17 protein-coding genes and 1 pseudogene are annotated in these 18,419 nt (G+C 71.8%); 5 read left to right on the forward strand and 13 right to left on the reverse strand.

Annotation, left to right across the window (positions count from 1 at the left end; genetic code table 11):
• The first annotated feature begins 55 nt into the window (after positions 1-55).
• Positions 56-1,990: a S8 family peptidase gene (locus tag AB0L34_RS04450; RefSeq protein WP_363701821.1), complete on the forward strand. Its 1,935-nt coding sequence runs from the start codon at positions 56-58 to the stop codon at positions 1,988-1,990.
• Between the two features lie 207 nt (positions 1,991-2,197).
• On the opposite strand, the gene AB0L34_RS04455 is transcribed toward AB0L34_RS04450, so the two are convergent.
• From AB0L34_RS04455 to AB0L34_RS04490, 8 genes are all read right to left on the reverse strand, one after another.
• Complete coding sequence (locus AB0L34_RS04455) at positions 2,198-3,043, reverse strand: DUF559 domain-containing protein (RefSeq protein ID WP_363701823.1); 846 nt, start codon at positions 3,041-3,043, stop codon at positions 2,198-2,200.
• Between the two features lie 261 nt (positions 3,044-3,304).
• On the reverse strand, positions 3,305-4,318 hold the full coding sequence (gene speB, locus AB0L34_RS04460) for an agmatinase (RefSeq protein WP_363701825.1): 1,014 nt from the start codon (positions 4,316-4,318) through the stop codon (positions 3,305-3,307).
• Positions 4,315-5,517: a saccharopine dehydrogenase C-terminal domain-containing protein gene (locus AB0L34_RS04465; protein WP_363701827.1), complete on the reverse strand. Its 1,203-nt coding sequence runs from the start codon at positions 5,515-5,517 to the stop codon at positions 4,315-4,317. Before AB0L34_RS04465 ends, speB begins: the two co-directional genes overlap by 4 nt.
• A complete protein-coding gene (locus AB0L34_RS04470) occupies positions 5,517-6,977 on the reverse strand; it encodes an FAD-dependent oxidoreductase (RefSeq protein WP_363701829.1) in 1,461 nt (486 codons plus the stop codon). The genes AB0L34_RS04465 and AB0L34_RS04470 overlap by 1 nt, the downstream gene beginning before the upstream one ends.
• The gene (locus AB0L34_RS04475) at positions 6,974-7,777 is read right to left on the reverse strand and encodes an ABC transporter permease (RefSeq protein WP_357455237.1); all 804 of its coding nucleotides are present in this window, start codon (positions 7,775-7,777) and stop codon (positions 6,974-6,976) included. The genes AB0L34_RS04470 and AB0L34_RS04475 overlap by 4 nt, the downstream gene beginning before the upstream one ends.
• Positions 7,778-7,779: 2 nt before the next feature.
• Positions 7,780-8,691: an ABC transporter permease gene (locus AB0L34_RS04480; protein ID WP_357692389.1), complete on the reverse strand. Its 912-nt coding sequence runs from the start codon at positions 8,689-8,691 to the stop codon at positions 7,780-7,782.
• Entirely contained in the window at positions 8,688-9,854 is a 1,167-nt protein-coding gene (locus AB0L34_RS04485; protein ID WP_363701831.1) for an ABC transporter ATP-binding protein, read from the reverse strand. Before AB0L34_RS04485 ends, AB0L34_RS04480 begins: the two co-directional genes overlap by 4 nt.
• Positions 9,855-9,859: 5 nt before the next feature.
• Positions 9,860-11,044, reverse strand: coding sequence for a spermidine/putrescine ABC transporter substrate-binding protein (locus AB0L34_RS04490; RefSeq protein WP_350703243.1), 1,185 nt, complete (start codon positions 11,042-11,044; stop codon positions 9,860-9,862).
• Positions 11,045-11,249: 205 nt separating this feature from the next.
• Between AB0L34_RS04490 and AB0L34_RS04495 the strand changes: the two genes are divergently transcribed.
• Positions 11,250-11,762, forward strand: coding sequence for an Lrp/AsnC family transcriptional regulator (locus tag AB0L34_RS04495; protein WP_350703245.1), 513 nt, complete (start codon positions 11,250-11,252; stop codon positions 11,760-11,762).
• Here the strand turns inward: AB0L34_RS04495 and AB0L34_RS04500 are convergent, their stop codons facing one another.
• Positions 11,763-11,963: a DUF397 domain-containing protein gene (locus AB0L34_RS04500; protein ID WP_363701834.1), complete on the reverse strand. Its 201-nt coding sequence runs from the start codon at positions 11,961-11,963 to the stop codon at positions 11,763-11,765.
• Positions 11,954-12,724: a helix-turn-helix transcriptional regulator gene (locus AB0L34_RS04505; protein ID WP_363701836.1), complete on the reverse strand. Its 771-nt coding sequence runs from the start codon at positions 12,722-12,724 to the stop codon at positions 11,954-11,956. The genes AB0L34_RS04500 and AB0L34_RS04505 overlap by 10 nt, the downstream gene beginning before the upstream one ends.
• 432 nt (positions 12,725-13,156) lie before the next feature.
• Between AB0L34_RS04505 and AB0L34_RS04510 the strand changes: the two genes are divergently transcribed.
• Positions 13,157-14,503 (forward strand): aspartate aminotransferase family protein, encoded by a 1,347-nt coding sequence (locus AB0L34_RS04510; RefSeq protein ID WP_350703251.1) that lies wholly within the window; start codon positions 13,157-13,159, stop codon positions 14,501-14,503.
• A 79-nt stretch (positions 14,504-14,582) separates the two neighbouring features.
• On the forward strand, positions 14,583-15,959 hold the full coding sequence (locus tag AB0L34_RS04515; RefSeq protein ID WP_363701838.1) for an FAD-dependent oxidoreductase: 1,377 nt from the start codon (positions 14,583-14,585) through the stop codon (positions 15,957-15,959).
• 118 nt (positions 15,960-16,077) lie between these two features.
• Here the strand turns inward: AB0L34_RS04515 and AB0L34_RS04520 are convergent, their stop codons facing one another.
• Positions 16,078-16,446, reverse strand: coding sequence for a DUF3499 domain-containing protein (locus tag AB0L34_RS04520; protein ID WP_363701840.1), 369 nt, complete (start codon positions 16,444-16,446; stop codon positions 16,078-16,080).
• Positions 16,447-16,601: 155 nt separating this feature from the next.
• Between AB0L34_RS04520 and AB0L34_RS04525 the strand changes: the two genes are divergently transcribed.
• Positions 16,602-17,051, forward strand: a complete 450-nt coding sequence (locus AB0L34_RS04525; RefSeq protein ID WP_089001916.1) for a metallopeptidase family protein — start codon at positions 16,602-16,604, stop codon at positions 17,049-17,051.
• A gap of 101 nt (positions 17,052-17,152) precedes the next feature.
• Here the strand turns inward: AB0L34_RS04525 and AB0L34_RS04530 are convergent, their stop codons facing one another.
• A complete protein-coding gene (locus tag AB0L34_RS04530) occupies positions 17,153-17,410 on the reverse strand; it encodes a WhiB family transcriptional regulator (RefSeq protein WP_007455784.1) in 258 nt (85 codons plus the stop codon).
• Positions 17,411-18,252: 842 nt separating this feature from the next.
• Positions 18,253-18,375, reverse strand: a pseudogene (locus AB0L34_RS04535) (DUF4331 family protein); the annotation flags it as partial.
• Between the last annotated feature and the right edge of the window lie 44 nt (positions 18,376-18,419).

The following is an 18,419-nucleotide window of genomic DNA, read 5'->3' on the forward strand; positions in this document are numbered from 1 at the left end:
CAATTGCGATCGATGGCGGGACCCGCCGTCGTGGAGCGAGAGGAACACCCGAGGGATGACACTTCCCCACCTTGCCGCGCGCCGCTGGCGTCTCGGCGTGCTGACCGCCGCCGTCGCCACCGCCGTGGCGTTCGGCGCACCCGCGACGGCCGCCCCCGCCGAGGGGCAGATCCTCCTGGCAGGCGGCCCCACCGCCGTCGACGGGTCGTACATCGTCGTCTTCAAGGACGCGACCGTGGGGCGGGCCGACGTCACGAAGCGGGCGCGCGACCTCGCCGGCCGGCACGGCGGCGCGGTCAACCGGACGTACCAGAACGCGTTGCGCGGGTTCGAGGCCCGGATGTCCGAGGCCGAGGCCAAGCGGCTCGCCGCCGACCCGTCGATCAGCTACGTCCAGCAGAACCACACCGTGCGGATCAGCGGTACGCAGAGCCCCACGCCGTCCTGGGGCCTGGACCGGCTCGACCAGCGCGCGCTGCCGCTGAACAACTCGTTCACCTACCCGAACACCGGCTCGGGCGTGAAGGCGTACATCATCGACACCGGCATCCGGTTCGGCCACGGCGACTTCGGCGGTCGGGCCGTCACCGGGTTCGACTCGATCGACGGCGGCAGCGCCGACGACTGCAACGGGCACGGGACCCACGTGGCCGGCACGGTCGGCGGCAGCGCCCACGGCGTGGCCAAGGGCGTCACCCTCGTCGGCGTCCGGGTGCTCGACTGCCAGGGCAGCGGCACCGACGCCGGTGTCATCCAGGGCGTCGACTGGGTGACCGGCGACCACGCCGCCGGCCAGCTCGCGGTGGCCAACATGAGCCTCGGCGGCGGCTTCAGCCAGGCCCTCAACGACGCGGTGGCCCGCTCCATCGCCGACGGTGTCAGCTACGGCCTCGCGGCCGGGAACGACTACGGGGCCGACGCCTGCGACAGCTCGCCGGCCAGCACCCCCGCCGGGATCACCGTCGGCTCGACCACCAACACCGACGCCCGCTCGTCGTTCTCCAACATCGGCACCTGCCTGGACATCTTCGCCCCCGGCAGCTCGATCACCTCGGCCTGGCACACCAGCAACACCGCCACGAACACCATCAGCGGCACCTCGATGGCGACCCCGCACGTGGTCGGCGCCGCCGCGCTCGTGCTCGCCGCCAACCCGTCGTTCACGCCGCAGCAGGTGCGCGACAAGCTCGTCGCCGACGCCACCAGCAACGTGGTGACCAGCCCCGGCACCGGCTCGCCCAACAAGCTGCTCAACCTCGGTGACGGCGGCACCACGCCCCCGCCGAGCACCGGCTGCACCCAGACCAACGGCACCGATGTGACGATCCGGGACAACGCCACGGTGGAGAGCACCATCACCATCGCGGGCTGCACGGGCAACGCCGGCGCCACCAGCACGGTCGCGGTGAACCTGGTGCACACCTACATCGGGGACCTCGTCGTCAGCCTCGTCGCCCCGGACGGCAGCGCCTACACCCTGCACAACCGCAGCGGCGGCTCGGCCGACAACATCAACCAGACCTACCCGGTCAACCTGTCGTCGGAGGTCGCCAACGGCACCTGGAAGCTGCGCGTCCAGGACGCCGGCGCCGGCGACACCGGCTACCTGAACAGCTGGACGCTCAACCTGGGCGGCTCCGGCACGCAGGAGTGCACCGGCACCAACGGCACCAACGTGACCGTCGGTGACAACGCGACGGTCACCAGCACCATCGCGATCAGCGGCTGCACCGGCACCGCCTCGTCCAGCAGCAAGGTCGCGGTGCAGATCGTGCACACCTACATCGGGGACCTCGTCGTCAGCCTCGTCGCTCCCGACGGCAGCGCCTACACCCTGCACAACCGCAGCGGCAGCTCCGCCGACAACATCAACCAGACCTACACGGTCAACCTCTCCTCGGAGACCCGTAACGGCAACTGGACCCTGCGCGTCCAGGACGCCGCCTCCGGCGACACCGGCTACATCGACACCTGGACCCTGACCCTCTAGGTCTCGGGAACGGACGGCCCCGGCAGGGCCGCCAGCAAGCAAGGGCCCCTCGCCACACGAGGAGCTGGCCCCCCACCCCTCCCTCCCCGCCGCGACGTGCACTCCCGCGATCTTGCAGTTCCTGCCCCTCAAATATCCACTCTATGTCGAATTGTCGGGGCGGAAAGTGCAAGATCGCGGGAGTGTGGGGTCACGGAAGGAGGCGGGTCAGGAGAGGGCGGCGCGGATCGTGGCCACGATGTGGGCGGGGCGGCGGTACAGGTCGCGATCGGTGAAGTAGCGCATCCGCCACCCGTTAACGTCGAGCCAGTTCATCCGCTCACGGTCGCGACGGAGTTGATCACGTTCCAGATGTGACGCGCCGTCGTACTCGATGCCGATTCTCCGCTTCCGGTAGCCGAGGTCCAGCCGGTAGCGAGGAATGCCGTCACGGTCGTGCACCCACAGTTGCGGTTCAGGCGCCGGGAGTCGCCCGTCGATCAGGATCAAACGCAACTGGCTCTCCTGCCGGCACTCGGGCCGCCCGTCCGCCAGCGGTACGAGTTCCCGGGCCTGCCGCACGCCCCGGAGCCCCTGGTGAGCCGACACCTCCGCCAACAGCTCGTCCAGGCCGACCGCGCCCGACCGGATGGCGGCATCGAGCACGGGCAGGGCATCCAGCCGCCGGGCGGTACGCGCCAGGTCGACGGCGCATCGCGCCGCCGGCACGCAGGGCAACCCCCGCACGTCGACAGCCTGCGCGGGAAGCACCGAGTGGTGTACGACCAGTCCGGGCAGCCGGGGTCTGGGCACCGTCGCAGGCAACTGAATGTGGACGAGATCTTCCCGCAGGACCCCGAAGCCGTACCGGTGGGCCGCGCTCTGCATGGTGAGCATGGCCTCTTCGGGCAGGCACAGCATGAGGGCACGCAGTTCGTCGTCCTCATCGCAGGGTTGGTCGGCGTAGACGCCTCTCCGCACCCGGAGCAGCTCCGCTCTGTCGACCCTGGTGCGGATCCGCTTCACGGTGAGGCTCCGCATCAACTCGTCGACACGCCACAACTGACCACCCATACGCACAGGATCGAGAATTCCCCGCCGCCCCTCCGCCCCGCACCACCTCCCCTGTGGACAGCCCCCACCCTGTGCACAACCCCCAAACCCCACCCCTCACGTGCTAGGCGCCCCACCCCCACTCCCGACAACCCCGCGATCTTGCACTTTCGGCCCTCGATTGACGAAGAATGCCCGGAATATCGGGGCACGAAATACAAGATCGCGGAGAGGGGGCGGGGGCGGGGGGCGGGGAGGGAGGCGGGGGGCGGGGGGCGGGGGTTAGCGGGCGTCGAGGAGGGGTTGGGTCGGGGTCCAGGGCGGGTGGCCGGCGGCGTCGCGGCGGCGGCGGGCGATCGCCGACAGCGCCTCCAGCACCACGCGGTTGCCCAGGTACGCGGTGATGTCGGCGTGGTCGTACGGCGGGGCGACCTCGACCACGTCGACGCCGACGACCGGCAGCTCGTAGCAGCAGCGCCGGACCGCGTCGAGCAGCTGTCGGGAGGTCAGCCCGCCGGGCTCCGGGGTGCCCGTGCCGGGTGCCATGCCCGGGTCGACCACGTCCACGTCGACGGAGAGGAAGACCCCCTCGCACTCGTCCACCGCGATCCCGAACGCCTCCGTCAGGCACTCGTCCAGGCCCCGAGCGACCAGCTCGGTCATCTCGTACGACCGCATCCGCTGCTCGGCCATCCACGACAGGACCGAGGGGCCGGGCCAGTAGCCGCGCAGGCCGATCTGGAGGAACCGGTCGCCGCGTACGGCGCCGGACTCGATGAGCCGGCGCATCGGCTGGCCGTGCCCGTGCAGGCTGCCGAACTCGATGTCCCCGGTGTCGGCGTGCGCGTCGAAGTGCACCAGCGACACCCGGCCCAGCCCGTAATGGCGGGCGACGCCGGTCGCGTCGGGCAGCGCGATGGAATGGTCGCCGCCGAGCACGACGGGGATCGCCCCGGCCGAGGCGACCGCGAAGACCGCCGACTCCAGGGCGGCCAGGGAGCGTTCGATGTCGCCGGAGAACATCTCGACGTCGCCGGCGTCGTACACCCGCAGGTCGCGCAGCGCGTCGACGCGCAGCGCGAGGGACGGTCGGGAGCCGTCGTGCGGCAGGTAGCAGGCCTGCCGGATGGCGGACGGGCCGAACCGGGTGCCCGGCCGGTGCGAGGTGCCGCCGTCGAAGGGCGCGCCGACGATCACGACGTCGGCGTCGGCGAAGGACGACGGGTCGTCGAGGGCGCAGCGGTCGACGCCGAGGAAGGTGACGTCGGGGCCGAACATCGGGCCGTAGCGGGTCATCGCTCCTGCATCCCCCAGGGTGAGCCGTAACCGGTGAGCAGATCGAGGAAGGGGCGCGGGGGCAGCGCCTCCGGGCCGATCACCCCCGACCCGGACCACGCGCCGGTGGCGAGCAGTTCCAGGGCGACGACCGGGTTCACGGCGGTCTGCCAGACGACGGCCTGGTGGCCGTACTCCGCCATGGACCACTCGTTGTCGACGACGTGGTAGAGGTAGACCTCGCGCGGCCCGCCGCCGCGCGCCGTGCCACGCACCCAGGTGCCGGCGCAGGTCTTGCCGCGCATCCGGTCGCCCAGGGTCGCCGGGTCGGGCAGGCAGGCCGCCACGACGTCGCGGGGCGCGACGGTCACGCCGCTCACCCGCACCGGGGACGCCGCGTCGAGGCCGAGCTTGTGCAGGGTCCTGAGGACCTCGATGAACTCGTTGCCGAGGCCGTACTTGAAGGTGACCCGCTTCGCCGCGACCCAGCGCGGGATCAGCAGCACCTCCTCGTGCTCGACATTGACGCACTCGACCGGGCCGATACCCGCGGGGAAGTCGAACACCTCCGGCTCCGAGAACGGCGGGGTGGTGTACCAGCCGCGGCCGGCCTCCCAGATCACCGGCGGGTTGAGGCACTCCTCGATGGTGGTCCAGATGGAGAACGACGGCGCGAAGTCGTAGCCGTCGACGGTGAGGTTGCCGCCGTCGCGTACCCCGATCTCGTCGATCTCGGCGAACAGCTCGTCGGCGGCGTAGCGGGCGAAGACGTCCGACAGGCCCGGCTCGACGCCGATGCCGCACAGCGCCAGCCGGCCGGCGGCCGACCAGCGGTCGGCGGCGGCGAACTGGTCGTCGCCGAGCTTGACCCCGGTCTCGGCGTACGGCCGGTCGGGGTGCGGCCGGGACAGCGACATGGCCATGTCGAGGTAGTCCGCGCCGGCCGCGAACGCCCCGTCGAAGATCGGCATGACGAAGCGCGGGTCGACCGCGTTGAGCACGTGGGTGATCCGGTGCTCGCGGCACAGCGCGGCGACCGCGTCCGCCGAGGAGGCGTCGACGGCGGCGGGGACGAACCGGTCGCCGTGGCCGGCCACGGCCCGCGCCGCACGGGCGGGGTCGCGGTCGGCGACGACCATGGTCTCGAAGAAGGAGCGTCGGGCGGCGACGGCGACGGCGGCGGAGCCGACCCCACCGGCGCCGACGAGCAGGATCCGCATCAGGAATCAAACCCCAAACCAAGACGATCGAGCGTACGGAGCCAGAGGTTGCGCCGTCCCGCTCGCGCGTCGGCCCGGGCCAGGGACCAGCGGGTGAGGTGGATGCCGGTGGCCCGCAACGGCTCCGGCGGGAACGGCAGCGGCTTGCTGCGCACCAGGTCGAGCCCGGTCAGCGGGGTCTGCCCGCCGCCCAGCAGGTCGAGCACCACGCGGGCGCCGAACCGGGTGGCGCCGACGCCGAGGCCGGTGTAGCCGGCCGCGTACGCCAGCCGGCCGTCGTACGCGGTGCCGAAGAACGGGCAGAACCGGGTGCAGGTGTCGATGACGCCGCCCCAGCGGTGGCTGAAGCGCACGTCGGCGAGCTGCGGGAACGTGGCGAAGAAGTGCTGGGCGAGGGCGGTGAAGGTGGCCGGCCGCTGGGCCAGTTCGGGGGCCATCCGGTTGCCGTAGTGGTAGACGGCGTCGTAGCCGCCGAAGAGGATCCGCCCGTCGCCGGTGAGCCGGTAGTAGTGGAACTGGTTGCCGGTGTCGGCGAGCCCCTGCCGGTTGCGCCAGCCGATCGATTCGCGTTGCGCGGCGGTCAACGGCGCGGTCGTCAGCGCGTAGTCGTAGACCGGCACCAGCCAGGCCCGCAGCCGGCGCAGCAGTGGCGGAAACGCGTTGGTGGCGAGGACGACCCGCCGCGCGCGCACCGAGCCGGGGGCGCCGTGGCCGCCCGGTCCCGGGCCGTCGGCCCCGCGAGCGCCGGACGGTCCACCGCGGGTGGTGGCGCGCAGCGCGGCCCCGTCGCGGCGCAGCCCGGTGACCCGGGTGTGCTCGTGGATCCGCACGCCGAGGTCGAGGCAGGCGCGGCGCAGGCCCCAGGCCAGCTTCGCCGGGTCCAGCATCGCCACCCGGTCGCGGTCCCACAGCCCGCCGAGGTACGTCGGCGAGTCCACCTCGGCGCGTACCTCGTCGCGGTCGAGCAGCCGCACGTCGTGGCCGAACCGGCGGGCCAGGTCGACGTCGGCGGCCAGCCCGTCGAGCTGGTGGGGCTCGACCGCCACGGACAGCTCGCCGGTGCGCTCGAACTCGCAGTCGATGCCGTACGCGGCCACGGTGTCGGCGATGGCGTCCAGGTTGTCCCGGCCGAGCCGGTCCAGCACGTCGATCTCGTCGGGGAATCGCTCGGCGCCGTTGGCCAGGCCGTGGGTCAGCGAGGCGGCGCAGAACCCGCCGTTGCGCCCGGACGCCGCCCAGCCGCACGTGCCCGCCTCCACCAGCAGCACGTCCCGGTCGGGGTCGTCCTGCTTGGCGAGCAGCGCCGCCCAGAGGCCGCTGTAGCCGCCGCCGACGACCAGCAGGTCGGTGTCGGTGCCGCCGTGCAGCGGCGGCAGCGGGTCGGGGCGTTCCGGGCGGTCCAGCCAGTACGGCACGGGCGCCGCGTCGGCGAGCGCCCGGCCGGTGGGCGGGGGCGTCATGGCAGCCGCTTCGCCCGCCGGCCGCGCAGGGTGCTGGCGAGCACCAGCAGCAGCGCGATCACGAACATCGCCGTGCCGATGACGTTGACCTGCGGCGGGATGCCCCGCTGGGCGGCGCCCCAGACGTACATCGGGAACGTGACGGTGGTGCCGGCGTTGAAGTTCGTGACGATGAAGTCGTCGAACGACAGCGAGAACGCCAGCAGCGCGGCGGCCACGATGCCGGGCAGCACCAGCGGCAGGGTGATCCGCCGGAAGGTCTGCCACTCGCTGGCGTAGAGGTCCATCGCGGCCTCCTCCAGTCGGGAGTCCATCCCGGCCAGCCGCGCCTTGACGGTGACCACCACGAACGACACGCAGAACATGACGTGCGCGATGACGATGGTCCAGAAGCCCTGCGGCACCCCGGCGGAGACGAAGAGGGCGAGCAGCGAGGTGCCCATCACCAGCTCGGGGGTGGCCATCGGCAGGAAGATCAGCACGTTGATCCCGGACCGGCCGCGGAACCGGTGCCGCACCAGCGCGAACGCCATGAGGGTGCCGAGCACCGTGGCGACGACGGTGGCGATGAAGCCGATCTGGACGCTGCGCACCACCGCGTCACACATGTCGGAGGTGGCGCACGGGTTGCGCCAGTTGTCGAGGGTGAACTCGTTGAAGTCGTACGACAGGCGGCTGGACGGGCGGTTGAAGGACAGGGCGGCGACCACGGCGATCGGCAGGAAGAGGTAGCCGAGCACCAGCAGCGCCACGCCCATCACCCAGCGCTCGGCGAGCCAGCGACCGATGCGGTGTCCCACGGTCAGAGCACCTCCTCCGTGCCGGCCCGGCGCAGGTAGACGAAGACGACCGCGAGGATCGCCGCCATCAGCAGGAAGGACAGCGCCGCGCCCTGCGGGTAGTCCAGCCGGACCAGGAACGCCGAGTCGATGACGTTGCCGATCATGTACTCGTTGGGGGTGCCGAGCAGTTCGGCGTTGATGTAGTCGCCGCTGGCCGGGATGAAGAACAGCAGCGTGCCGGCGACCAGGCCCGGCATGGACAGCGGCAGCGTGACCCGGCGGAACACCCGCAGCGGGCTGGCGTAGAGGTCGCTCGCCGCCTCCAGCAGCCGGTGGTCCAGCCGCTCCAGGCTCGCGTACAGCGGCAGCACCAGGAAGGGCAGGAAGTTGTACGTGAGGCCGAGCACCACCGCGACCGGGGTGGCCAGCAGCCGGCCGTCGGGGGCGAGCAGGTGCACGTCGCGCAGCAGCCCGACGACCCAGCCGTTGTCGGACAGGATGGTCTTCCAGGCCAGCGTGCGCACCAGGAAGCTGGTGAACATCGGCGCGACCACGCAGACCAGCAGCAGGTTCTTCCACCGGCCGGCTTTCTGCGCGATCGCGTACGCCAGCGGGTAGCCCATCAGCAGCGCCAGCACCAGGGCGATGCCGGCGTAGACGAAGGACCGGGTGAACTGCGGCCAGTACGCCGCGAGCGCGTCCGGGTAGTTGCCGACCGCCCAGGTCAGCGCGTACCCGGTGGCGAGCGAGCCGGCGGGGTCGTAGAGGCTGGCGGCGGCGAGCTGGAACAGCGGCACGGCGAAGAAGAGGAACAGCCACGCCGCGCCGGGCAGCAGGAGGAGGTACGGCAGGAACCGGTGCCGACCGGACCGGCGGGTCGGCGGGGGTGCCGCCGACCGCCCCGAACCGGGCATGTGCGCGAGGGCCGTCACGAGGACGCACCCACCGGCTCGTCCAGGACCGGCGTGGTCCGGTCGTGCTCGCCGGGCGCCCGGGGCAGCAGGAAGGCGTGCCGCGGGTCCCAGTGCGCCACCGCCTCGCTGCCCACCGCCAGCGGGCCGGTCACGCCGCTGTTGGCCACGAAGACCGACAGCTCGCTGCCCCAGCCGGTGCGCAGCAGGTACTGAGTGCTGACCCCGACGTAGGAGGCGTCGGTGACCAACCCGGTGACGTGCTGGTGCCCGGCGGGCACCTGGTCGACGGAGTCGACCAGGTGCAGCTTCTCCGGGCGTACGCCCAGGTGGACCGGCCCCCGGTCGACCCGGGCCCGGCCGGCGGGCACCGAGAAGCGGTTGCCGTGCGCCGCGACCGCCACCTCGCCGCCGCCCGGGCCGGCGGCCTCGCCGGCGAGCAGGTTGGACTGGCCGAGGAAGTTCGCCACGAACGCGGTGGCCGGGAACTCGTAGATGTCGGCGGGTGCGCCGAGCTGCTCGATCTTCCCGGCGTTCATCACCGCGACCGTGTCGGCCATCGTCATGGCCTCCTCCTGGTCGTGGGTGACGTGCACGAACGTGATGCCGACCTCGGTCTGGATCCGCTTCAGCTCGATCTGCATCTGCCGGCGCAGCTTCAGGTCGAGCGCGCCCAACGGCTCGTCGAGCAGCAGCACCTGCGGGCGGTTGACCAGGGCGCGGGCCAGGGCGACCCGCTGCTGCTGCCCGCCGGAGAGCTGGGCGGGACGGCGGTGGCCGTAGTCGTCGAGCTGCACCAGCGCGAGCATGCCCCTGACCTGTTCGTCGACGGATCGGATGCCGCGCCGCCGCAGCCCGAAGGCCACGTTCTCGAAGACGTTCAGGTGCGGGAAGAGCGCGTAGCTCTGGAACACGGTGTTCACCGGCCGCTTGTACGGGCGCAGCCGGGCGATGTCCCGGTCGCCGAGCAGCACCTGCCCGCTGGTCGGCTCCTCCAGCCCGGCGATCATCCGCAGGGTGGTGGTCTTGCCGCAGCCGGACGCCCCGAGCAGGGCGAAGAACGAGCCCTGCGGGATGGTCAGGCTGAGGTCGTCCACGGCGGTGAAGATGCCGAACCGTTTGGTGAGGTTGGCCAGCCGCAGGTCGCCGGCCGGTGTCTCGCGCCCCGCAGTCGCCGCGCCCATGCCGCTCACGCCCCGATGACCTGCTGGAACTTGCTCTCGTACTCGCGTTCCTGCTTCTCGTCCAGCGCCATGAAGACCTTGGACTTCGACAGCATGGTGTCGTCGGGGAAGATCAGCGGGTTGGCGGCCAGCTCGGGGTCGATCTTCTCCATCTCGGCCTTGGCGCCCTGGACCGGGCAGATGTAGTTCACGAACGCGGCGAGCTTCGCGGCGACCGCCGGGTCGTAGTAGTAGTTGATGATCTGCTCGGCGTTGCCCTTGTGGGTGGCCTTGTTCGGCACGAGGACGTTGTCCGACCAGAGCATCACGCCCGACTCGGGCACCACGAACTTGACCTTGTCGTCCTCGAAGCCGAGCTGGATGACGTCGCCGGACCAGCCGATGCACGCGGCGATGTCGCCCTTGGCGAGGTCCGGAGCGTAGTCGTTGCCGGTGAACCGGCGGATCTGGCCGGAGTCGACGGCCTTCTTGAGCTTGTTGAGCGCGTCGTCGAACTGCGGGCCGGTGAAGTTCGCCGGGTCGTGGCCGTTCGACTGGAGCAGCAGGCCCATGGTGTCGCGCATCTCGGACAGCGCCGTCACCTTGCCCTTGAGGTCGGGGCGGGTGAGCAGCTCGTCGACCGTCCGGATCTCCTTGGTCACCTTGCCGTTGTAGGCCAGCCCGGCCAGGCCGGACTGCCACGGGATGGCGAGCTGGTTCTCGGGGTCGAAGGACCGGTTGCGCAGCGACGGCAGCAGGTTGGCCTCGACGTTGGGCAGCTTCGACTTGTCGAGCTTCTGGACCCAGCCGAGGCGGATCATCCGCGCCGCCATCCAGTCGGTGAGGACCATGACGTCCCGGCCGGTGCCCTGACAGCCCGCGAGCTGGTTCTGCACCTTGCCGAAGAACTCGTTGTTGTCGTTGACGTCCTCGGTGTAGGCGACCTGGATGCCGCTCTGGGCGACGAACGCGTCGAGGGTCGGCCGCTTGGACTCGTCCTTCTCGTCCACGTCCATGTACTGCGGCCAGTTGGAGAAGGCCAGTTTCTTCTCGGTGGCGGACAGGTCCTCGCTGACGCAGCCGGCCTCCGTCTGGGTGGCGGCCTTGGTGCCGCAGCCGGCCAGCGAGCCGCCGGCGGCGAGCAGCGCGGCCGAGCCGAGGGTGCCGGTCAGGAGTCCACGCCGGGTGAGGGGCCGAAAGGGAGTACGCATGTGACGACTCCTAGGGGTCATCGTCGGCGGCGGGAACGGGGGTGGCGCGCCGGCGGGAGGGTCAGGTGCGGTGGACGACTGATCCTGACATGAGGTGACCTTCCTTACAAGGGATTCCGTTGCCGGAATAGCTCTGCACGACGAAATACGCCAGACTGCCCGGGGGCACTAGGCTCAGCCCGGGCACGGACATGGGGAGCGGTCGATGACGAACCGGCAGCACGACAACGGCAACGGCGGACGCAGGGTCACCGTCCGCGAGGGTGCCAGCCACGCACTGCTCGACGACGTGGCAAAGCAGATCATCGAACAGCTCCAGGAGGACGGCCGCCGACCGTACGCGACCATCGGCAAGGCGGTCGGGCTGTCGGAGGCGGCGGTGCGCCAGCGGGTGCAGCGGCTGCTCGACGCCGGGGTGATGCAGATCGTCGCGGTGACCGACCCGCTCCAGCTCGGCTTCCCCCGCCAGGCCATGATCGGCCTGCGTACGAACGGCGACCTGGAGGCCGTGGCCGACCGCCTCGCCGAGCTGGACGAGGTCGACTACGTGGTGATCACGGCGGGCTCGTTCGACCTGCTGACCGAGGTGGTCTGCCGCAACGACGACCACCTGCTGGAGATCCTCCAGCGGCTGCGGTCGGTCGAGGGCGTGCTCTCCACCGAGGCGTTCGTCTATCTCAAGCTGCGCAAGCAGACGTACACCTGGGGCACCGCCTGATCAGCGCGCGCCCCCGTCGCGCCCGACCGACGCGACGAACGCCCGCCAGGCGTCGGGCCCGAAGCTGAGGGTGCCGCCGGCACGGTCCTTGCTGTCCCGCACCAGCACCCGGCCGGGCAGGTTGTCGGCCACCTCGACACAGTTGCCGCCGTTGTTGCTGCTGCGGGTGGCGGTGCGCCAGCGGGCTTCCGTCAGGTCCATGTCTGCGCCACCTCTCGGATCAGTGCGATCGACCGGCGGCAGGGAAGCGCCTCACCGGTGACGCTCTCCCACCTCCGACCCAGGCTAGCAATATCGATGCCCTCAGTCACCATCTGACCACGGAGCTGATTGTCCAGATAGGCCACTTCGACCCCGTCCCGGAGTCGGGCCAGCACGAACGGCCCGGCCAACCCCGTGTGCCAGGGTCCCTCGGCCGGGATCACCCGGATCTGCACGTGCTCCCGCTGCGCCATCGCAGCGAGATGGGCCAGTTGCTCGGCCATCACCGCCCGGCCCGCGACCGGCCGGCGAAGCACCACCTCGTCGATCACGACGACGAGCTGCGGAGGTTCCTCACGACAGAGAATCTCTTGGCGCTCCAGCCGGCCGGCCACGATTTGGTCCACCTCGGCCGCCGACAGCAGGCCGCCGGTCCCGAGCACCGCGCGGGCGTACCCCTCGGTCTGAAGCAGGCCCGGCACCAGCAGCGGCTCGTAGGACCGGATCGAGATGGCGTCCTGTTCCAGCTCGGCCCAGGGGCGGAACCAGGGCAGGTCGCGGCGGCGGAACGGCTCGGGCCACAGCTCGGCGGCGTCGCGGTCGAGCACCTCGGCCACCGCCAGCCGGGTCCTGGGGTGCGGGATCCGGCCCGACGTGAGCCACCGGCCCGCCGTCTTCGGGTCGACACGCACCTTCTCCGCCAGCGACTCGACGGTCTCCCCCTTGGCGGCCATCGCCACCCGCAGCGCCTCGTTGGCCATCGGATCCTCCCTCCACGCGGGTTCACGCTCCGGCGCACGATAGCCACGCTCGGTGCCGGCGTCCGCCGCCTACCGGCGTGTCGCGGTGGGATGTGTTTCGCGCACCTCAGGTGCGCCGCGAGCGCGGCCGAAGTGCCCCGAAGGTGTCCCGACCGTGACGCCCTCGACGCGGCTCCACCGCGATCCCCCTCGACGCGGCCTCGCCGACAGGGCAGCTCGACAATGCCCGTCCGACGCGATCCCACCCACCGTTCACCTCACAACCCTCGCGATACGGATTCCGTCGTTCACGCTTTGGCTACTCGCTGATTCCGTTGCCATATCGACCACACACCACCGATCCCACTTGCTTTTGGCCGCCGGACTGTGGGATAACCGTGGGCAGAGCGGCCGGTGTCACCCCTGACCGGCCCGAGACCCGATGGGGCTGACATGGCCGACGCCACCGACCACCTCTGGATGCACTTCACCCGGATGGCGAGCTACTCCGCCGGCGAGGTGCCGACCATCGTGCGCGGCGAGGGCGCGTACGTCTGGGATGCCCAGGGCCGCCGCTACCTGGACGGCCTCGCGGGGCTCTTCGTCGTCAACGCCGGCCACGGGCGCACCGAGCTGGCCGAGGCCGCCGCCAAGCAGGCGGGCGAGCTGGCCTACTTCCCGCTCTGGTCGTACGCACACCCGAAGGCCGTCGAGCTGGCCGAGCGGATCGCCACGCTCACCCCCGGAGACCTGAACCGGGTTTTCTTCACCACCGGCGGCTCCGAGGCGGTCGAGGCGGCGTGGAAGCTCGCCCGCGCCTACTTCAAGCGCACCGGCAGGCCGAACAAGCACAAGGTGGTCAGCCGGTACATCGCCTACCACGGCACCTCGATGGGCGCGCTGTCGATCACCGGCCTGCCCGGCATCAAGAGCGACTTCGAGCCGCTGGTCCCTGGTGGCATCAAGGTGCCGAACACCAACTTCTACCGCGCCCCCGAGCACGGCGACTCCCCCGAGGCGTTCGGCCGCTGGGCCGCCGAGGAGATCGGTCGGGCCATCGAGCGGGAGGGGCCGGACACGGTCGCCGCCGTTTTCCTGGAGCCGGTGCAGAACTCCGGCGGCTGCTTCCCGCCGCCGCCCGGCTACTTCGAGCGGGTCCGGGAGATCTGCGACGCGTACGACGTGCTGCTCGTCTCCGACGAGGTGATCTGCTCCTGGGGCCGGCTCGGCGAATACTTCGGCGCCGTCCGGTACGGCTACCAGCCCGACATCATCACCACCGCCAAGGGCATCACCTCCGGCTACGCCCCGCTCGGCGCGATGATCGCCAGCGACCGGCTGATGGAGCCGTTCCTGACCGAGACCGGCATGTTCGCCCACGGCGTGACCTTCGGCGGCCACCCCGTCTCCTGCGCGGTGGCCCTGGCCAACCTGGAGGTCTTCGCCCGCGAGGACCTGGTCGGGCACGTCCGGGCCAACGAGGCGGCCTTCCGCGCCACCCTGGAGAAGCTGCACGACCTGCCGATCGTCGGCGACGTGCGCGGCGACGGCTATTTCTACGGCATCGAGCTGGTCAAGGACAAGACCACCCGGGCGACCTTCGACGAGGCCGAGTCCGAGCGGCTGCTGCGCGGTTTCCTGTCCACCGCGCTGTTCTCCGCCGGGCTCTACTGCCGCGCCGACGACCGGGGCGACCCCGTCGTGCAGCTCGCGCCGCCGCTGATCGCCGAGCAGCAGCAGTTCGACGAGATCGAGCAGATCCTGCGCGCCGTGCTCACCGAGGCGTGGGCGCGCCTGTAACCCTCGTCCATCCGGCCGGGCCGGCCGCGCGCCCCGCGGCGCGTGGTCGACCCGGCCGTTTCCGCACCCGGAGCGGCCGATGCGCTACCAGGACCTGTCGTACTGGCTGTCCACCGTGGACGAGCCGCTGACCCCGCGTCCGCCGCTGGCCGGCGACGCCGACGCGGACGTGGTGATCGTCGGGGCCGGCTACACCGGGCTCTGGACGGCGTACTACCTCGCCGTCGCCGACCCGACGCTGCGGATCACCGTGCTGGAGGCACAGGTCGCCGGCTACGGCGCGTCCGGCCGCAACGGGGGCTGGTGCTCGGCGCTGTTCCCCACCTCGCTGCCCGCGCTGGCCCGCCGGCACGGGCGGGACGCCGCGATCGCCATGCAGCGCGCCCTGCACGCCACCGTCGCCGAGGTCGGCCGGGTCGTCGCGGCCGAGGGCATCGACTGCGACTGGGCGTACGGCGGGACGGTGGTGCTCGCCCGCACCACCCCCCAGCTCGACCGGGCGCGCGCGGCCGTCGCGGAGGCGCGGGCGTACGGGCTCGGGCCGGAGGACCTGGCGCTGCTCGACGCCGACGACGCCACCGCCCGCTGCGCCGCCGAGGGGGTACGCGGCGGCACGTACACCCCGCACTGCGCGGCGGTGCACCCGGCCCGGCTGGTGCGCGGGCTGGCCCGGGCGGTGGAGCGACGAGGGGTGACGATCCACGAGGGCACGCGGGTGACCCGGATCCGGCCCGGTGCGGCGGTGACCCCGGCCGGCACGGTGCACGCGCCGGTGGTGGTGCGGGCCACCGAGAGCTACACGCCCGGCCTGCCGGGGCAGCGCCGCACCGTCGCGCCGGTCTACTCGCTGATGGTCGCCACCGCGCCGCTGCCCGCCGCGACCTGGGCGCGGATCGGCCTCGCCGAGCGGGAGACCTTCTCCGACCACCGGCACGTCATCGTCTACGGCCAGCGCACCGCCGACGGCCGACTCGCCTTCGGCGGCCGGGGCGCGCCCTACCACTTCGGTTCCCGGGTCCTGCCCGGCCACGACCGGGAGCCGACGGTCTTCGCGGCACTGCGCCGTACGCTCGGCGAACTGTTCCCGGTGCTCGGCCTGGACGTGCCGGTGACCCACACCTGGGGCGGCCCGCTCGGGGTGGCCCGGGACTGGGCGGCCTCGGTCGGTTTCGACCGGGCCGACGGGCTGGCCTGGGCCGGTGGCTACGTCGGCGACGGCGTGGGGACCAGCAACCTCGCCGGTCGGACCCTGGCCGACCTGATCCGGGGCGAGCGGACGGACCTGACCGCCCTGCCCTGGGTGAACCACCGCTCCCCGAAGTGGGAGCCGGAGCCGCTGCGCTGGCTGGCCGTGAACGCGGCCCTGCGGCTGATGGTCTCCGCCGACGCGGCGGAGAACCGCACGGACCGCCCCTCCCGCCGCGCCACCCTCCTCACCCGCCTCCTAGGCCACTGACCCACGCCCACCCAGAGCCCGTTGATCATGAAGTTGCCGCGACATGCCGAAGCTCGTGCCAACAACTTCATGATCAACGCGCGGAGGCGGGGGTGGGAGGGGCGCGGAGGGTGGGGGGTTAGTGGGTGGGGGGGATGACGCGGAGGTGGCCGCGGCGGCCCGTCTGGGGGGCCGTGTTGAGGCTCTCGTCGCTCTCGGGTGGGCGGGGGGCCACCGGGCGGGCGGCCTCGCGGACGGCCTCGGCGAGCGCGACCAGGTCGTCGGTGGTGGGCGGCGGGGGCTCGAACTCGCCCTCGTGCCGGACCACGTCCCAACCGCGGGGCGCGGTCAGGCTGCGGGCGTGCGGCTCGCAGAGGTCGTAGGTGTGCGGCTCGGCGAAGGCGGCCAGCGGCCCCACCACGGCTGTCGACTCGTTGTAGACATAGGTCAGCGTGGCGACTGCTTGCCGGGGGCAGCCGTTACGGGAGCAGCGCCGTGGTGACCTCACGGCGGCAGGGTATCCCCATTACCGGGTCCGGCGCACCGCTTCGCGTTGCGACACGCCCGTCACGGTGATCACAATTCTGTCCGGCGCGACCCGCGCCGCGCCGCACCCGCCGCGCTGCCGCAGGCCAGGTCGGTACGGGAGCTAACCTGTCCCTCATGACGAGCCCGGAACACCGCCGCCCCGGCCCCGGCCGGCGCGCCCACCGTGACCGGCACGGGCGCGGCCTGCGCGGGCGACTGGTGCCGGCGACGGTGCCGCTGGCACGGACGAAGGCGGAGATCTTCGACGACCTCGTGCTGGACACCGTCGAGACCCTGGAACGGCGGTTCGCCAAGGAACTGGCCGGGGTCGAGTTCGCGGTGGAGGACGTCCCGCCGGACCTGAACGTCTACGACTCCGACGTGCTGGAGGACGGCGAGGTGCCGCTCGCCCGGCTGCTGCCCGGCCGGCCGGGCCGGCAGGAGGTGCCCCCGCGGATCGTGCTCTACCGCCGGCCGCTCGAGTTCCGCGCCATGGACCGCGAGGATCTCGCGGATCTCGTACACGACGTGATCATCGAGCAGGTGGCCAACCTGCTCGGGGTCGATCCGGACGAGTTGGCCTGAGCCGCCCCGCCGGATGCCGCCCCGCCGGATGCCGCCGCGAACGGCGACCGGTGCGACTGCGCCTGAGCCGGGCGGCCCCCACCGCCCCGGCCCGGCAACGCTCAGGCGGCCCGCCGCTTGAGCTTGCGCCGCTCCCGCTCCGAGAGCCCACCCCAGATCCCGAACCGCTCGTCGTGCCCGAGAGCGTATTCGAGGCATTCCGTCTTGACCTCGCAACGCGAGCAGATCCGCTTCGCCTCGCGGGTCGAGCCGCCCTTCTCGGGGAAGAACGCCTCCGGATCGGTCTGCGAGCAGAGCGCCCGCTCCTGCCACTCCGGCGCGTTTCCGAGCAGGTCGGCCACCTCAAGCTGGCCGTCCATCAAATGCCTCCTTGTCGCGCACCGGCGTCATCGCCGCTGCAACCCCCCACGCGAAAGGCGCGCGTGTCCGTCCGGTCCCGATTTGTTGCGTACCGTGCGAACAACCCCATTCAAATTACACGCGTGTAATGCGTGCGCCGTCAAGCCGAACTTGATAATGGAGTCGCCCTCCCGACAACACTCCGGACGACCACCCGGCCGCCCGGCCTCGCAACCTGCCCTATCGATTCAGACCCCGGCCGAGTAACGCCCTCTCCGGCGAGTTGCCCGAGTTTTCTCCCGTGGCGCTTCCCCGCCGGCCCGACCGGGCAGGCCGATGGAGACCCCCGAAAGACCACCCACCGCATCGTTGATCTTGGTGGGGGACAAGGTTAACCCGAGTTCGCGTCGACCGCCCGTCGAGCCGGAAACGACCGCCGGCATCCCGCTCACAATGTGGACGGAGCGGTGCAGCGGCCGGCGCCGGCCGGCTCAGCAGGGGACCGGAGGCACGCTGGTCGGCCGCGTGGACTCGGCGATCACGCCGGCGGTGACACCGAACCGGCCGGCCGGCGGCCGATCGTCCCACCAGACGGTATGGACGCGGGCGGGCAGCTCCGGGCGGATGGCACGCCCCGTCCCGCACCCGCCGCTCCCGGACCGCCGAGTGCGTACGCGGCTCGTCGTCCCGGCTGACGTCGATCTCCCGGCCGTGCGAGGTTCCGTCCCGGGTGGATGATCAGGGCGCCGATGTCGCCGCCGAGATCGAGGACGACGCCGGCGGGTTGGTGAACCCGTACCCACCTAGGGGAAGTCGGGGAGGAACGGCGCGGTCACGTCGGCGGCGCTCAGCCCCGACGGCGGAGAAAGCCGTTCGGATTCGTGATCCCGGTGGTGAATTCGAACCGGTAGGCGACGTCGGCCCGCCCGTCACCGTCGTTGTCGATATGGATCTCGTATCGCACGTCGTCGCCGAACTCGAAGAAGCCAACCGTACGAAATGGAGCGAGGCCCGGCCGGGCACCCGGGA

Source organism: Micromonospora sp. NPDC052213 (genome assembly GCF_040679695.1).
Lineage (GTDB): Bacteria > Actinomycetota > Actinomycetes > Mycobacteriales > Micromonosporaceae > Micromonospora.

Excerpts from the sequence above, each read along its gene's own strand:
- AB0L34_RS04450 (WP_363701821.1), top strand. The coding sequence starts at position 56 with ATGACACTTCCCCACCTTGCCGCGCGCCGCTGGCGTCTCGGCGTGCTG.
- AB0L34_RS04455 (WP_363701823.1), bottom strand. The coding sequence starts at position 3,043 with ATGGGTGGTCAGTTGTGGCGTGTCGACGAGTTGATGCGGAGCCTCACC.
- speB (WP_363701825.1), bottom strand. The coding sequence starts at position 4,318 with ATGACCCGCTACGGCCCGATGTTCGGCCCCGACGTCACCTTCCTCGGC.
- AB0L34_RS04465 (WP_363701827.1), bottom strand. The coding sequence starts at position 5,517 with ATGCGGATCCTGCTCGTCGGCGCCGGTGGGGTCGGCTCCGCCGCCGTC.
- AB0L34_RS04470 (WP_363701829.1), bottom strand. The coding sequence starts at position 6,977 with ATGACGCCCCCGCCCACCGGCCGGGCGCTCGCCGACGCGGCGCCCGTG.
- AB0L34_RS04485 (WP_363701831.1), bottom strand. The coding sequence starts at position 9,854 with ATGGGCGCGGCGACTGCGGGGCGCGAGACACCGGCCGGCGACCTGCGG.
- AB0L34_RS04490 (WP_350703243.1), bottom strand. The coding sequence starts at position 11,044 with ATGCGTACTCCCTTTCGGCCCCTCACCCGGCGTGGACTCCTGACCGGC.
- AB0L34_RS04495 (WP_350703245.1), top strand. The coding sequence starts at position 11,250 with ATGACGAACCGGCAGCACGACAACGGCAACGGCGGACGCAGGGTCACC.
- AB0L34_RS04500 (WP_363701834.1), bottom strand. The coding sequence starts at position 11,963 with ATGGACCTGACGGAAGCCCGCTGGCGCACCGCCACCCGCAGCAGCAAC.
- AB0L34_RS04505 (WP_363701836.1), bottom strand. The coding sequence starts at position 12,724 with ATGGCCAACGAGGCGCTGCGGGTGGCGATGGCCGCCAAGGGGGAGACC.
- AB0L34_RS04510 (WP_350703251.1), top strand. The coding sequence starts at position 13,157 with ATGGCCGACGCCACCGACCACCTCTGGATGCACTTCACCCGGATGGCG.
- AB0L34_RS04515 (WP_363701838.1), top strand. The coding sequence starts at position 14,583 with ATGCGCTACCAGGACCTGTCGTACTGGCTGTCCACCGTGGACGAGCCG.
- AB0L34_RS04525 (WP_089001916.1), top strand. The coding sequence starts at position 16,602 with ATGACGAGCCCGGAACACCGCCGCCCCGGCCCCGGCCGGCGCGCCCAC.
- AB0L34_RS04530 (WP_007455784.1), bottom strand. The coding sequence starts at position 17,410 with ATGGACGGCCAGCTTGAGGTGGCCGACCTGCTCGGAAACGCGCCGGAG.